The following is a 14,703-nucleotide window of genomic DNA, read 5'->3' as shown; positions in this document are numbered from 1 at the left end:
ATCAAAATTCAAAATTCCATGAAAAAGAACAAAATAAGACATAGCAACGGGGAAGCAAATTCGCTGCAGCGCACCTATTGCCCAAACCGCCTCCTGAATGGTCTTATCATGATGTATTACACAGATTAGATTTTTAACCCAACACAACCATGAAATGGAAAAATCATTCAATTTGCTTATATGTTTCGTAAACATAAGGATTTTTCGGTCGAGGAACAACGTGAATATCTTCTAACTTTAACTTAGGCAATATATTATTTTGATAATTCACTTTAGATAAAATACCGGTTACTTTGACCCATGTATCTTTTTTATATTTGGCCAGATTGTCTCCCTCTACCAATAATCCATAGACAGAAGCATCGGCTATGCAGCAAGAAACAACAAACCGGGCAACCACTAATTGATTGGGACGAAATTGTTCTTCGCGATACACAAATCCTGTTATTTCCACTTTTCTCCCTACCATATGATCCAGGTTCTCATCGATCATACTGAGGGTGTCAACATAATGGGCATCATTTACAACGATTGTACTTTTTCCTGCTGATCCATCGTTTGAACCGTTTAAATCCCCACTCTCGTTCTTTGCAGAATGGGCACTGCTGCTGCCGGAAAGATTTTTAGAATCATCTTTTTGCTTCACCAAGCTATACTGGATGCCTTTATTCTTCACAGCGGAGCTTTCCATAACATGGTTTGAAAAAACAAATCCTATAAGAAGAGGAAAAAACATCATGGAATACAGACCTATATTTTGGGCAAACGAAGAATTTTCTTGATGATCAATACCACACTGGCAATGATAATTTGTCTCCTCATCAGAAGTGCTTCGTACAATTTGAATAATGCCTAAAATCAAAAATAATAAGGTGGAACATGAGATTAAAGGTAACATTCTGGGAGAAATATAATTCAATATTTGATCGGTTAATAACAATTTCAGCCATAATAAAGCAAATCCTATTAAAATCAGCCCTCGAAGATAAGCATGAAATCTTTCGCTAAAAACGTTTTTCAAGCTCCTTCTCTCCCCTATAAATACGCTGTTTGTAAATAAAGAACGGAAAGATAAACCACTGCAACCATAAACAGAATGAGAGTCAAAACAAACGGTGTTTTAAAGTAAGAAAATAACATCAGAGTATTCTTCAAATCTAACATCGGTCCAAATACTAAAAAGGCCAGAATCGAACTATAAGAAAATGTATTCACAAACGTTTTGGCTACAAAGGCATCAGACTCTGAACAAATAGAGAGAAGATAGGCCATTCCCATCATGATAATAGGAGACGCATGATCATGGTGGCTCAACGATAACAGCCAATCTCTTTTCACGAAAGATTGAAAAATGACGACGCATAAAGATCCAATGATCACATATTTGCTTGTTTCAAAAAACTCATCTATTGCATGATATAAAAACTGTTTTCCTTTATTAGGATAATCCTCTATCTTTTCCTCCCCTTGTACGACTACCTCTCTCCTATTTCTTATAGGGTTGTAGCGGCGAAAACAGATAAACATCAAAATGCCAAGGACAATGGAAATGAAAAAAGCCAGTCCCATTCGGAGGTATACGATTTCTCGTTGACCTTGAAAAGCATAATAGGTAGAAAAGAAAACAATCGGATTTATAATAGGAACTGCCGTTAAAATCGTGACTCCGATATACGGCGGCATCCCCTTCTGAATGAATCGCCGAATGACCGGGATGATGGCACATTCGCATATTGGAAATACTAGACCTAATAGTGCAGCCGGCAATAACATGAAAAGTCCTCGTTTATGAAATATCCTTTGGATGACCTTTTCAGGAATAAAAATTTGTATCAAAGCGGAAAAACAGACGCCTATAAGAATAAAAGGAAAGGATTCCAACAAAATACTCAGAAAAATTGTCATTTGATTTTTGATAGAATCCGGCAAGGCAATGTCGATTTTGGATGGGTCATGAATAAACAAATAGATCAGACAAATAAATAACAAAAAACCAATAATATTTCTTACGAAAGTGTACAAATAGGAAACGATCATTGTTTTTCCTCCGCCAATCTTGATCACTTTTTTAATAGTCTATGAAAAATCGGATAAAAAATGACAGAAACTAATAGAAGATTCCCTATCAAATCAAACATAGCTTTTCCCCAAGGAATAGAGCAAAAGACGCAAAACGATCAACCCATTTCAACGGACGGAAAAACCCATTTAAATTTTATATATTGGTGTATGGAAATGTTTCCCTTGCCACCTCTCAAAAAAGACAAACCCAACTTGAGAAGATGAGTTTGTCGACATTTAGAAGAAAACCTTTTTAGGCAAAAGAAACCTCCAAATAGCTTCTCTTCCTATATGACAAAAAGTTATGGTCATGAAGAGAACTCATGTTCAAACTGTTCTTTTATTTTTTGAATAGCGAAATGTCCTATGAAAATCATACTCGGAATCATATTTTGATTTCTTGTACGAATAGAGTACATTCTCACGTTTTTAGGTGAATATTGTACTTGATAGAAATCTTCTTTCCCCTCTAATCTGACAATTCCTTTGGCGCGATACAACTCATCGGGAAGAGAGTTCAGCCATTTCACCAACGTTTTTTTAGATGCAGCAGACACATTTTCAATTCTCACTGCTTCAATGAATGCATGATGATGAACGTGTTCATGAACATCACCTTTTCTGTCATGAGACAAATGATTGATCGTAAAACGCTTCATAAATACTTCAGTAATAGGAATTTTTCCAAAAGTAGTAAAGTGAATGGGAACTTCTTCTGACACCAATTGATGAAGCTTTTCTTCGATTTTATGAAGTTTATTTTTAGACACTTGGTCTAATTTATTCATAACAATATAAGTTGCACATTGAACTTGATCTTTCAGAAGCTGAATTAACTCTGAAGACGAGGAGAAAATGCTAAGATGGGATAAAAAGTTTCCTGCATCAATGACGCTAATAATGGAGAAAATGTCAAATACTTTACTATATGTTGGCTGTAACAGAACTTCCATTAATTCAATCGGATTTGCTACTCCTGTTCCTTCAATGAATAAAACATCAAACGTTTCCCGTTCTTTCATTAGCTGATCTAATGTTTCTTTAAAATTGGATTGAATGGTACAACAAATACATCCGTCTAATATTTCAATGACACGCTGATCTTCGAATAAATGGCTTTCGACATTGACCGACCCCAGTTCGTTCAGAATGATAGCCGGTTTTTGATTTCTTTTTTTGCATGCTTCCATTAGATTCAGAAGAACTGTAGTCTTTCCGCTTCCTAAAAATCCAATCATAATATAAACGGGTTTTTTCATTTTGCTGCTCCTTTTCCAATAAAGATTTAAATCGCATTGAGATTAGATGTTGATCGCAATACTTTCTTAAACTGAAAAAGTCTTCAACAAAGCAGTTTTAAATCGGAATGATTACTATTTACCGAACCTATTACTATATATATTCTTTTTTGCGGCTGACAGAACGAAAATAATCAATGAAAAACAATGTAAAGATTGAATGAAGAAAGCCATTTCTATATAAAACATTTTGTTTTTTCAGAAAATATTAAACAAGATTAAGTTAAACCTATCGGGCTTCTTCCATCCTTCTAATCAAACGGAGGTCTTGTCATCTACATCTTTATAACTAATATCTCTCAAAAGAGATAGCCAGGCAGAATGCGAGCATAAAGTATAAAAGCTTAAGCAAGAGTCCTTGCTTAAGCTCCTTGACACATACCATACTTGATCTTTCAAATATTTGAACAGAAAAAGTTGGAAAGAACGTAATGAATTCATTTTGTTCTAGGAATATCAGGAATCCATATTTTTAGGTTGATGTGTTATGAATCTCTTTATTTGTAATAATAATTTTTGAATCACAAATCCAACCAATAAAATGACAACAAGCAATAATGTAATCGTCGCCCCGGGTGGAGTCCCCAGCTTATAGGATGAAATAAGTCCGGAAAAGATGCTGATTCCTGCTACTGCAATCGCTGTGATGAACACCATTTTAAATCCCTTTGCCATTCTGATAGCAAAAGCAGCGGGCAGAACCAATAGTGCTGAGACTAGAAGCACTCCAACCATGGGGATAATAATTGAAATGCACAATCCTGTCATAACGCTAAAAGACAGCGATAAAAGGTTCGTATTCACCCCACTGGTGAAAGCAGTATCTTCATCGAATGTAAGCAAATATAAAGGCCTTCTTAAAAAAAGAAAATAAAGCAACAAGAGTATTGTGACTCCTATCATTTCATATAACTGCCGATCCGTAATGGTCACAATCGAGCCAAACAAATATTGTTCAATATTTGTGGTCATTCCGCCTTCTGTCAAGCTTAACAGGAACAAAGCGAATGACAAACCTGCTGCCATTAAAATAGCGATGGATACTTCTGAGTAGGTTCGATACGCCCTCCTCATATATTCAATTCCAATGGCTCCTGCGATAACGACTAAAATACTGGACAGTATAATAGGCGAATGGATGAAATATCCAATGGCTACCCCGGCTAGAGAAATATGAGATAATGTATCAGCCATTAAAGCTTGTCTCCTTAAAACAAGGAAAACTCCGAGCATTGGAGCGATAATGGCAATTAATCCGCCAGCCCAAAACGCCCGTTGCATGAATTCCAGGTTAAACATTTCCATCCGCCTTGCTCTCCCCTTTCTAAATGGATGATTTTATCTAAATACGGTTCTACTTCATTCTGCTCATGAGTCACCATAATGACCGTGCGATGATGTTGTTTGACTTGGTGATGCATAAATTTATAAAAACCTTGCCGGCTTTCATAGTCCATTCCTGTTGTAGGTTCATCCAATACGAGTAAATCCGGATCAGATGCCAATACTCGTGCAATACAAATTTTTTGTTTTTGACCACCTGATAAATCCCCGATTTTATGATGGCGAAATTCCCACATTCCCACCATTTTTAACGCATTTTCTACTTTTTTATGATCGGTTTGACTCAATCTCTTTAACCACTTCCCGCGTCGAAACCTTCCCGATTGAACTAACTCTAATACGGTGCTTGGAAAACCAACATTAAAAGAGGCGATTTGTTGAGGCACATATCCGATGGTTAATCGTTTTCCTTGAATATTTTGTTTGCTGATGGTAACCGTTCCTTCCCAAGGCTTTAGCAAACCTAGCATCACACGCAGCATCGTTGATTTAGAAGCTCCATTTGGTCCTGTAATTCCTACAAATTCCCCGCTATGAATCTCAAAGGACACTCCATTTAAAACGGGAGTATGCGAATATCCAAATACAACATGATCTAAAGATACTAATTTCAACAGCTTCTCCCCCTTTCCTATAGAACAAATAAAAAGTGGGCGCCTATTTTTCAAAGACGCACACTTATAAAATTAATGACTTCTGCACAAAATTATGGATTCATTAATGATTTTTTCAAAGAGTCTAGATTTCTTTTCATGATTTTCACATAATTAAGACCTTTATCTTGCTCTTCTTTGGTTAAACCTTCTAAAGGACTTAATACCTCCGTTTTCGCACCTACCTCATTCGCCAAAGTCTGAGCTACTTTAGGTGAAGCAATCTCTTCAAAATAAATGATTTTCACCTGATGCTTCTGGGCAAATTTTTTGAGTTCCGCTAATCGTGCCGGACTAGGCTCTTGTTCAGGAGTAAGTCCCGAAATGGGAACTTGTTTCAGCCCATACTCTTTAGCTAAATAACTAAAAGCAGTATGTTGTGTAATAAATTCCTTTTTTGGTGCTTTTTCAAGTGTCGTGCGGTATAAATGATCAAGTTGTTTCAGTTGCTGAATGTATTCTTGACTGTTTTTTTCGTAATAGGCTTTATGTTCAGGATCTTTTGCCACAATGGCTTTCGTAATGTTTTCCACTTCTTTTTGAGCTAATACCGGATCCAGCCATACGTGAGGATCTAAATGAGATCCTTTATCTCCTTCTTCTTCCTCTTTAGCCCCTTTTATCAAAGAAATCCCTTTACTAGCATTCACAAATTTTACATTATTTATACTTTTTTGGAGATCAGGAGCCCATGTTTCCAGCTCAGGGCTGTTATAAATCAGCAGGTCTGATTTTTGAATTTTTTCGATATCTTTAGGAGATGGGTCCCAATCATGCGGCTCTACATTGGCAGGAATTAAAAGATCTACTTGCGCTTTGTCTTTTGTAATGTTTTTCGTAAATTCATACATAGGGTAGAATGTAGTCGCAATATGTAGCTTAGAATCTTTCGAATTAGTTCGGCTTTCATTGTTGCTACATCCTGCAATCGCTAATGAACACATCAGCAATGCCAAGAAAACCTTGAATCGGAAGCGTTTCATCCTCTTTTCTCCTTTTTTATCGATTTATCTTAAATGGAATGGATATTCGCAAATCAAAATGATTACGATTTTGTCGTGTTAGAATAATACTATTAGAACTACAGTGTAGTCAAGTAAAAGTTCTATTCTTTATTCTTTTACTTTCTTGAAAAAGAAAAGAACACGATTATTCATTGCAAAAATGATTTCACTTCTAAATCTTAGTCCATTGAATCAAAGAAAATTACCAGCTTGATTTTTTCACGCCCGGAATCTGACCTTTATGAGCATACTCACGAAAAGCAATGCGGGACATTTTAAATTTTCTTAAGTATCCACGTGGCCGCCCAGTTATTTCGCATCGATTTCTCAATCGCGTTGGAGATGAATCACGCGGTAACTTTCGCAATGCCTCATAATCTCCTTTTTCCTTTAATTCCTTGCGCAGGGCGGCATATTTCTCAACCATTTCTTGACGTTTTTTTTCTTTTACGATCTTTGATTTTTTAGCCATTTTTTTCATCCTTTTAAAAAAATAAGCCTTTTCATCATCCAACATTCATCAATTGATAATTATAATCATTACGATTTACTAGATAAGCTGCTTATTTGCTTATTATGAAAGTATACATACATAATGATCGTTTCAGAACCAGTGCATTGAATCCCTCCTTTTTGTTATAAATCGTAATGATTACGATTTATAACGTATTATAAACGAACTTTGCTGCCATTACAATATATTCTCAAGAAAGATTTTTACGCATACAAACGTAAAGACAATAGAGAAAATGTCTTCCCTCTTATTATTGAAACGTCTTGGCTATTGAATAGCCTAATGGAAAACAACATCATGATTCTTACAAGGAAACAATGACACGTTTAAGATAAAACTTTTATTCATTGTGAATTAACCAATAATAAAAGGCTTGCAGACTGTCAAGCAATTTTGACTTTGTCGACAAGCCGTCATTTTAAAAACCAGATCGAATTCTGCTTTAAACTGTAAGTATTTTTTTAGTTTGAACCCTTTTCTTCTGAAAAAAATTGCTTCTTTAGAGGGCAATGTATAGCGTCTGACAAAAAAGCCGTTCAATATTCCCCTATAAAATGGTAAGAAATACACACCGATTGAACTCATCGTACCGTTAAATCAGCTCTAAATACTCCAGCCCGTATCGAATACCCCCATCATTCACGTGCTTGGTCATGAAATCAGCAAAAGGCTTTACCTCTTCATGGGCGTTTCCCATCGCAATGCCCATTCCAACATAAGAAAGCATTTCTTTATCGTTTAAACCGTCTCCGAATGCTACCGCGTCATCAGGGGATAGTTTCAAGTGCTGCAGCATAGCTGCAATCCCTTTTGCCTTCGATAAATCGGAAGGAAGCACATCCATCGACAACGGATGCCAACGAATAAAAGAAAGATCGTTAAATTTCTCAAGGTAATGAGTCTCTTCATGTTCTTGGCAATAGAGCAATGCTTGATAGATACTAGTATCCTTCCAATAATACGGTTGGAAACCAGGCGACTCCAGCTTGAGAAATTGAAAACTTTCGACTACATGGGGATGCTGTTTTTTGTTCGCATAGCATTCTTTATGGCTCAAATAAACGATGGGATGGTTGAATCGATGGGAATATTGCTCCAATTGTTCCAAACTGGCGGGATGAATCGGTTTTTCAAAGATGACTTTCCCTTTATATACAACGTACGAACCGTTAAAGCTTACAAAAGAATCAATTCCTAATTCTTCAGCAATATGACGAAAATGAAATGGGGCTCTACCAGTCGCAAAAGACACTTCAATGTTTCGCTCTTTCAGCTTTCGAATGGCCTCTTTTGTGTCAAGAGGTATGGTCGAATCTTTATTGACTAATGTGCCGTCAATGTCGAAAAAGACGATTTTATAAGACATAGTCTCTCTCCCTACATATTTTTTGAAAATGGCATTTTTTCACCCAATCACGATTTATCCGACCATTTTCATGGCTTAATTCAATCATCCCGCGAACAGAAGCTCCTTCCATTCATTTTATAACAAGAACGCAGCAAGAATGTCCAAACACGACACAAAATTGCCCGTATAGGACTTGTATGTATGTAACCTTCCATTTTAAGCAGGTGCCTATAAAAAGAGTTTAATTAATGCTTTGTCATTTTGATGATGAGGAGGATTCAATGTCATTATACGCATGAAAAATGACTTGGGTAAGGTTCCTCTAAGCCTATCCAACATATTCGCCACTGTATTGAAGATCTCCTTCATATTTAAAACTTTTCTTTATCTATAAACCTCCCGCTTTTCCCGGGAGGCTGGAAATGGTTTGCTGAATGCGTTCTAAAACGAAAAAATCCTTTGAAACGTCAACTTTCATCAACACCAATCATCGTTCGGGATATCTATAGCTGTCATTTCAGCTATCATTTTCGGCATAATCCATAAAATTTTTTACACCATCTATTTCATATATAAAATAGTACTCATCGCACAGCGTGAGGGTTTTATGATATTCCGGCAAGTCGTCAGTACTTTATCATTCCCGTTCAGTTGGCCACATTTCCTCGTTGTAAGCCATCTCCCAAAACATGTATTCAAATCGAGTCGTGTTCAAGAAAATTTCTTCCAGTCTCGCAAGTTCTGATTCTTGTTTTCCTGCTGCAAGATCATCGAGAAGATGGATACACCATTGAGCGAGTTCTCCAAATTCCTCCGAGCTGTACATTTGAATCCATTCTCCATAAAGTTCATGATCACTAGCCCCCGGCAAACGGCTTAATTCTTTACCAATCTCCCAATAGCTCCACATACAAGGAAGTATAGCGGATACAAGTTCCGCAAGCGTACCATTTTGGCCGACATGCAGCATATAATGCGTATAAGCCAGTGTAGTGGAAGAAGGTTTGGCTTTTTCAAGCTCCTCTTCGCAAATGTCAAATCGTTTCGCATATTGGCGGTGAAGAGACATCTCCTCATTGATGGTGGAATGCAAAAGCGCTGAAAATTTCCCCATTGTTTCTACATCATCAGCCTTAACGGCACCCAATGCAAATAATTTGGAATATTGAATCAAGTATAGGTAGTCTTGAATCATATAAAATCGAAATTTTCTTGGATCAAGAGAGCCATCTCCCATTTCCTGTACAAAGGGATGAGAATGATTCTTTCTCCAAATAGGTTGTATTTTTTCGTATAATCTTTTACTAAATTTCATCATAGCCACTCCTTTTTTCCATCGGATTTCGTATGACACCATTGATAAATAAAGGTCAACATGACTTTCGTATAATCGACCAATTGATCAATCGATATATGTTCATTCACAGCATGAGCGTTGTGCAAATCACCCGGTCCATAAATCGCTGTAGAAATACCGGCTTCACCTAGCCATCCACCGTCAGTGACTGTTTGGGACACATCTATGATAGGATCGGTTTTACAAACGTCTCGGTGCGAACGGGCTAACAATTGTACTCCGGGATGCGTAGGATCCACTTCCAGCGATGGAAAAATTTCACCGCGATCTTCAATCATGGAAGTGCCCCCCCATTTAAAAGTGGGGGGATTTTCTCTTAACCACACATCTCCTTGAGCTACCATTTTTAGATGCTCCTCGATTTCTTTTGCAACCTCTTCATAAGATTCATTCGGATAATAATGGACCGTGATCCATAATCGGCATTCATCCGCAATAAAAGCGGCATGTCTTCCGCCCTCAATCACTGCCGGGTTAATGGTATTGGATCCCGGAGGGAATCCCGGATAACTTTTCGTTACAGCCCAATGACGTTCCAGCTCCTGTAACCCCTCTATTACTTTCATCATTTTTTCAATCGCGTTTGCGCCAAACAATCTCCCACCGGCATGGATCATGTTTCTTCTCATTGCATCGTGAAACGTTTCTTTACTTTTAACAGTGATCCAGCCGGTAATAACACCGCCTTGTCCTTGAATATGTAAGTCGCTTGTATCTACAACAACTGCAAAATCAGCCTTGTACCCGCGTTTACAGCATTGCAGCGTTCCTGCTTCGCCTACTTCCTCCCCAATAACCGATTGAAAGATGAGATCCCCTGGCAATTCAATCTCTGCTTCACGAAGCAATTGAATAGCAAACAGTGCTCCGGCTAGCCCGCCCTTCATATCTGCAGCACCACGCCCCACTACTACTCCGTCTTTCACTACTGGTTTAAAAGGATTCACTTCCCAGTCCTCATTTTCATCCACTTCTGCGACGTCAATATGACCATTTACAATCAGACTCTTATAATTTTGGGAGTTCTTTCCTTTTAAAACTCCCACCACATTAGGATCACCGGGATAAACATCCCACATATCAATCTTAAAACCTAGGTTCTTCAAGAATTCTGCCACAAATGATTGCGCTTCTTTTGTATTTCTGGCCGGCGGGGCAGGAGTTCTAAAAGAAATAAGCTTTTTCAATAGATCAATCAATTCTTGTTTTCGTTGATCGACTTGTTCAACAATCCGATGTAAATTTTGGCTCACCGAATACTCTCCCCCTTATATGCATAAAAAAACCACTTCTTGTTCAAAGAAGTGGCGACGGCATCATCCAATCGAAAAACAAAGCATGTCTTTCGAAAAAGATGACGACAACACCGCTTCCCTACGCTAGTATTACCTAGTTCAGGTGATAAGGGTTAAGGCCATTATGCCTCTCTCAGCTTTTCAAAAGCACCCCTAGTGGTGTATAACGATTCGATTTTATAAAAATTTTCCCGAAAATCGTAATAATGACTATTTTTGTTCATTTTAACATATCAAGACTACTTGTTCAATTGCACAGGAGGATTCGTATGACCTAGCAGCCCCAATATTTTTCCAATAAGCAAACTCTACTCTGATTTAGAATGAAATCCACACTGAAATGGATTATAGAAACCCTTCATCTTAAGAATTTTACGAGCTCACTTTCCCTTCAAAAACCAATTCTTTTAAAGGTTTTCTCGTATTTGGATTTTCACGCTTCTGCAAGTTTTCATCAAGTATTTCTTTTTCGCCTTGATAACCAATAGCAATCACGGCATGTAGATCAAAATTTTGCGGAATATTTAACAATCTGCGAGCCTCCTCTCGATCAAATCCTCCAATGGCATGTGTTACAAGACCGAGCAAAGTGGCCTGAATTGCTAAATATCCCCAAGCAGCGCCAGTGTCGAACGCATGTGCACCATTAGGATCACCATTCTCTCTTTGTTTGTTTGAAGCAACTAGAACAAGAACGGGAGCTTTTTCTGCCCAAGTTCGATTAAAAGGATGAAGAAATTGGTGGAAAGTTGTTAATTGCTCAGATGTTTTCGCCACAATAAAACGCCAAGGCTGGTCATTATAGGAAGAAGGGGCCCAATGAGCTGCTTCAAGTACACTATACAAATCTTCATCAGAAACTTTTCGATCGGAAAATGCGCGAGGAGACCAGCGATTTAAAAATAAAGGATTAACGGAATGCGCAGCTTTTCGAAATTCTTTCACTTCATTGTATAGCTGTTCGACAGGATTTACAGTTAAACTCATTTAATATACCCCTTTTCAAATTTAAATGATGATTACGAATCTTCGTTTCTGTTTCGTTCTAAAGCCGTTATAAACTGTCTATTCTTTCAGTCGGCCTATCCGTGCTTAAAAGGCTTAAGGTTCGATAAAAAATTTTTACCGGAATGATCTTTTAGAGGCTGATTTTTGAATATCAGTGACTCGATTTTTTGTAAGAGGAAATCTCTTTTTCTCCGTAATATCCAATTGGGTAATCTCTCCTTCATGTATCGTAATTAATATGGATCCATAATCTAAATTATTAATTGCTGCAAGAATTTCGTTTAGCTTTGAATCGTTATAAGTAGACATAAGGTTCCTCCTCATTCATTATAAATTCTATTATTCTTATTAATTAACTCGCCTTTAACGTAATAAAAGTGAAAACATTCTCTCTTAAGAATAAACCGTTGTCGAATAACCAAAGTCTTGCGGGCGTTCTTTCGCAAATTCAATTGAGATAATAGAATCTTCTAACGATCGTTTGCTATAGGGAGTTTGAAAATGGGTCGTATAGCGGCTTCCACACTTCCGCAGGAAGAAAATAATTGAAATTTCCGTAAACGAAAGACATCTACGTTTTCACTTTTTAAAAAAGAAAACCCCCTATGTTGCCATTCTGATCCTTGCGGCAAATTATAGGAGGTTCTGGTTGTCCAGTCACCTATCAATAGAAAAAATGAAAATAATAAGGATTCTTTTCTGTTTATGGCTTGAAATCGGCCAGTGATTTCTTTTAGAAAATGCCAGTTGTGTCTTGATATCTCGCTTGAATTATTTAGTATGAAAAAATTCAATCAATTTTTTTGTAAGTCCCCCATTTCCAAAACGGATAAATTTATGCTGCCCGGATCCATTTTCTGTCTCCCTGACAAATTTAAGAAAAGCTAATATATAGATTCGTCGAGAAATAATCTCTTCCAACCCATGTTCATAAAACCAGTGATCAATGGTGTTATAGACCCCTCTATTGATGCCGTATTGTTGATGGCACCAATGAAAAAAACTCAAATCCGGCATATTTAAATACTTGTTCTCCCTTAGGGAGTTTTTCTTTTCTTTTCGAACGGGTGGCTCCCAATAGATTAGATTGTTATTTGGCATATAGATTTCCTCCCTAATGTAGTGATTAATAAGCTAAAGAGATTCAAATACGCCTTGTAAAAAGGAACTCAGATGTTATGCTGGAATACTATAATCAATACTATTCTTATCGGAATTAATTGATTTATTTTTCTAAATATTAGCAACAGGCCATTTAAAAGTCAATACCTTAAAGTTTTATTTTCATTTTTTCCATTCTATATTAAAAACCAACTTGATTTATAGGAATAATGCGTTTAAAATAAATCTCAAACTTTATTGGAAAGGAGTAAGGAGATGAGTATTCGGGAATACAAGATTCATTCCAGACAGGATATTATTGACTTTGTCAATTCCAATCCCGTCACCCCAAAAGGAAAGAAAATTATTTTAGTCGCATTAGGAGGGATTTTTGTAGATGCCTATGATTTCACTAGTCTGGGCATTGGAACAGATCAATTAAAAGAGCAATTTCATCTCTCCCCCACGGAACTGGGGAGTCTTACGGCGATCATGGCTTTAGGTGCTTTGTTAGGCGCTACACTCGGAGGATATTATACAGATAAGTTTGGAAGAAATAAGATGTTTCTTATAGACTTGTTTTTTATGGTATTTTCTGCTTTAGGAGCAGCACTTTCCCCTAATTTATTCTGGCTCGCCATCTTCCGTTTTTTGATGGGGATAGGCGTCGGGTTAGATGTGCCAGTTGCTTTAAGCTTTATTGCTGAGTATAGCAATTTGAAGAAGAAAGGACAGTATGTAAACTTGTGGTGCCCGTTATGGTACTTAGCCGCCACCGTTACAGGCTTCGTTGTTTTCCCTTTTTATTTTTTTGAACAACAAGAAGACCTTTGGAGATGGTCGGTTGGTTTTGGAGCAGTAGCCGCTCTTATCGTCTTGATCACAAGATATCTGTTCATGAATGAAAGTCCGATGTGGGCAGCCTATCACTTGCCTCTAAAGGATGCAGCAAATGTTTTGGAGAATACTTATAAAATAAAAGCTGTGATTGTTCCCAATAAGGACCAAAACCTTGAAATTCCTGCAAAAAAACTATCGTATAAAGCGATTTTCCATGGAAAATATAAAATACGTACATTATTAGCCTCTGTAATAACTTGCACACAAAGCATGGAATATTTCGCTGTTGGTTTTTATATCCCTACCATTTCTTCTATGATTTTTGGAAAAGATTTGATTTACGCCATTATTGGGACGATATTTTTTAATATATTTGGGGTCATAGGGGGATTTACTCAATCATACCTTACAGAAAAATTAGGAATTCGAAGACTTGCGATTATAGGTTACGTTATCGCTGCGGGCAGTTTATTGACCTTAGGTATAACGGGTAATCAATTCTCTGTCATATTACCTACAATTTTTCTCGCTTTATTTATATTTGGTCACTCTTTTGGTCCAGGTTCACAAGGAATGGCGATGGCGACTCTTTCCTATCCTACGGAATTGCGTGGTTTAGGAACGGGCTGGGGACAAGGTACAACCCGTGTCGGAAGTATATTAGGCTTTTTTATATTTCCTGTCGTCCTGTCTTTGGTAGGTTTTCAAACTACCATCCTTTTCTTGACAATTATCCCCACGATTGGATTGATCGCAACCGTTTTAATAAAATGGGAACCTATCGGAAGAGATATCGAAAAGGAAGCAGTTGAAAACACAATCTTACCACTAAGTGAAGGGAAAGCTTTTTAAAGGAAGTATCTAGTTTTCATAATACCAG

14 protein-coding genes and 1 riboswitch are annotated in these 14,703 nt (G+C 37.3%); of the genes, 1 reads left to right on the top strand and 13 read right to left on the bottom strand.

Features of this window, described 5'->3' with window-relative positions:
* Nucleotides 1-163: 163 nt before the first annotated feature.
* The 13 genes from BSM4216_RS05130 to BSM4216_RS05070 all read right to left on the bottom strand — a co-directional run bounded on the left by BSM4216_RS05130 (nucleotide 164) and on the right by BSM4216_RS05070 (nucleotide 12,983).
* Nucleotides 164-1,021, bottom strand: a complete 858-nt coding sequence (locus BSM4216_RS05130; RefSeq protein WP_048622968.1) for a TIGR03943 family putative permease subunit — start codon at nucleotides 1,019-1,021, stop codon at nucleotides 164-166.
* A 14-nt stretch (nucleotides 1,022-1,035) separates the two neighbouring features.
* Complete coding sequence (locus BSM4216_RS05125; protein ID WP_048622967.1) at nucleotides 1,036-2,037, bottom strand: permease; 1,002 nt, start codon at nucleotides 2,035-2,037, stop codon at nucleotides 1,036-1,038.
* 332 nt (nucleotides 2,038-2,369) lie between these two features.
* Entirely contained in the window at nucleotides 2,370-3,320 is a 951-nt protein-coding gene (locus BSM4216_RS05120; RefSeq protein WP_048622966.1) for a CobW family GTP-binding protein, read from the bottom strand.
* Nucleotides 3,321-3,815: 495 nt separating this feature from the next.
* Nucleotides 3,816-4,664 (bottom strand): iron chelate uptake ABC transporter family permease subunit, encoded by an 849-nt coding sequence (locus BSM4216_RS05115; protein ID WP_040341361.1) that lies wholly within the window; start codon nucleotides 4,662-4,664, stop codon nucleotides 3,816-3,818.
* Nucleotides 4,610-5,317, bottom strand: a complete 708-nt coding sequence (locus tag BSM4216_RS05110) for a metal ABC transporter ATP-binding protein (protein ID WP_003354222.1) — start codon at nucleotides 5,315-5,317, stop codon at nucleotides 4,610-4,612. Before BSM4216_RS05110 ends, BSM4216_RS05115 begins: the two co-directional genes overlap by 55 nt.
* A gap of 92 nt (nucleotides 5,318-5,409) precedes the next feature.
* On the bottom strand, nucleotides 5,410-6,339 hold the full coding sequence (locus BSM4216_RS05105; protein WP_048622965.1) for a metal ABC transporter substrate-binding protein: 930 nt from the start codon (nucleotides 6,337-6,339) through the stop codon (nucleotides 5,410-5,412).
* 223 nt (nucleotides 6,340-6,562) lie between these two features.
* Nucleotides 6,563-6,832, bottom strand: a complete 270-nt coding sequence (rpsN, locus tag BSM4216_RS05100) for a 30S ribosomal protein S14 (RefSeq protein ID WP_048622964.1) — start codon at nucleotides 6,830-6,832, stop codon at nucleotides 6,563-6,565.
* A 634-nt stretch (nucleotides 6,833-7,466) separates the two neighbouring features.
* Nucleotides 7,467-8,240: a Cof-type HAD-IIB family hydrolase gene (locus tag BSM4216_RS05095; RefSeq protein ID WP_048622963.1), complete on the bottom strand. Its 774-nt coding sequence runs from the start codon at nucleotides 8,238-8,240 to the stop codon at nucleotides 7,467-7,469.
* Nucleotides 8,241-8,859: 619 nt separating this feature from the next.
* Nucleotides 8,860-9,537, bottom strand: a complete 678-nt coding sequence (gene tenA, locus BSM4216_RS05090; protein WP_040341359.1) for a thiaminase II — start codon at nucleotides 9,535-9,537, stop codon at nucleotides 8,860-8,862.
* Entirely contained in the window at nucleotides 9,537-10,832 is a 1,296-nt protein-coding gene (locus BSM4216_RS05085) for an acetylornithine deacetylase (protein ID WP_048622962.1), read from the bottom strand. The genes tenA and BSM4216_RS05085 overlap by 1 nt, the downstream gene beginning before the upstream one ends.
* Before the next feature lie 101 nt (nucleotides 10,833-10,933).
* A riboswitch (TPP riboswitch) is annotated at nucleotides 10,934-11,039 on the bottom strand.
* Nucleotides 11,040-11,246: 207 nt separating this feature from the next.
* The gene (locus tag BSM4216_RS05080; RefSeq protein ID WP_048622961.1) at nucleotides 11,247-11,861 is read right to left on the bottom strand and encodes a nitroreductase family protein; all 615 of its coding nucleotides are present in this window, start codon (nucleotides 11,859-11,861) and stop codon (nucleotides 11,247-11,249) included.
* A 135-nt stretch (nucleotides 11,862-11,996) separates the two neighbouring features.
* Nucleotides 11,997-12,191, bottom strand: coding sequence for a YezD family protein (locus tag BSM4216_RS05075; RefSeq protein WP_048622960.1), 195 nt, complete (start codon nucleotides 12,189-12,191; stop codon nucleotides 11,997-11,999).
* Nucleotides 12,192-12,653: 462 nt separating this feature from the next.
* Nucleotides 12,654-12,983: a hypothetical protein gene (locus BSM4216_RS05070; protein WP_244878045.1), complete on the bottom strand. Its 330-nt coding sequence runs from the start codon at nucleotides 12,981-12,983 to the stop codon at nucleotides 12,654-12,656.
* A gap of 276 nt (nucleotides 12,984-13,259) precedes the next feature.
* On the opposite strand from BSM4216_RS05070, the gene BSM4216_RS05065 reads away from it, so the two are divergent.
* A complete protein-coding gene (locus tag BSM4216_RS05065; protein WP_048622959.1) occupies nucleotides 13,260-14,675 on the top strand; it encodes an MFS transporter in 1,416 nt (471 codons plus the stop codon).
* The last annotated feature ends 28 nt before the right edge of the window (nucleotides 14,676-14,703 follow it).

The organism is Bacillus smithii (assembly GCF_001050115.1).
Lineage (GTDB): Bacteria > Bacillota > Bacilli > Bacillales > DSM-4216 > Bacillus_O > Bacillus_O smithii.
The sequence above is the reverse complement of the archived record's forward strand: the minus strand, read 5'-3'. Positions and strand labels throughout refer to the sequence as shown.

Excerpts from the sequence above, each read along its gene's own strand:
- BSM4216_RS05125 (WP_048622967.1), bottom strand. The coding sequence starts at position 2,037 with ATGATCGTTTCCTATTTGTACACTTTCGTAAGAAATATTATTGGTTTT.
- BSM4216_RS05120 (WP_048622966.1), bottom strand. The coding sequence starts at position 3,320 with ATGAAAAAACCCGTTTATATTATGATTGGATTTTTAGGAAGCGGAAAG.
- BSM4216_RS05115 (WP_040341361.1), bottom strand. The coding sequence starts at position 4,664 with ATGGAAATGTTTAACCTGGAATTCATGCAACGGGCGTTTTGGGCTGGC.
- BSM4216_RS05105 (WP_048622965.1), bottom strand. The coding sequence starts at position 6,339 with ATGAAACGCTTCCGATTCAAGGTTTTCTTGGCATTGCTGATGTGTTCA.
- rpsN (WP_048622964.1), bottom strand. The coding sequence starts at position 6,832 with ATGGCTAAAAAATCAAAGATCGTAAAAGAAAAAAAACGTCAAGAAATG.
- BSM4216_RS05095 (WP_048622963.1), bottom strand. The coding sequence starts at position 8,240 with ATGTCTTATAAAATCGTCTTTTTCGACATTGACGGCACATTAGTCAAT.
- tenA (WP_040341359.1), bottom strand. The coding sequence starts at position 9,537 with ATGAAATTTAGTAAAAGATTATACGAAAAAATACAACCTATTTGGAGA.
- BSM4216_RS05080 (WP_048622961.1), bottom strand. The coding sequence starts at position 11,861 with ATGAGTTTAACTGTAAATCCTGTCGAACAGCTATACAATGAAGTGAAA.
- BSM4216_RS05075 (WP_048622960.1), bottom strand. The coding sequence starts at position 12,191 with ATGTCTACTTATAACGATTCAAAGCTAAACGAAATTCTTGCAGCAATT.
- BSM4216_RS05070 (WP_244878045.1), bottom strand. The coding sequence starts at position 12,983 with ATGCCAAATAACAATCTAATCTATTGGGAGCCACCCGTTCGAAAAGAA.
- BSM4216_RS05065 (WP_048622959.1), top strand. The coding sequence starts at position 13,260 with ATGAGTATTCGGGAATACAAGATTCATTCCAGACAGGATATTATTGAC.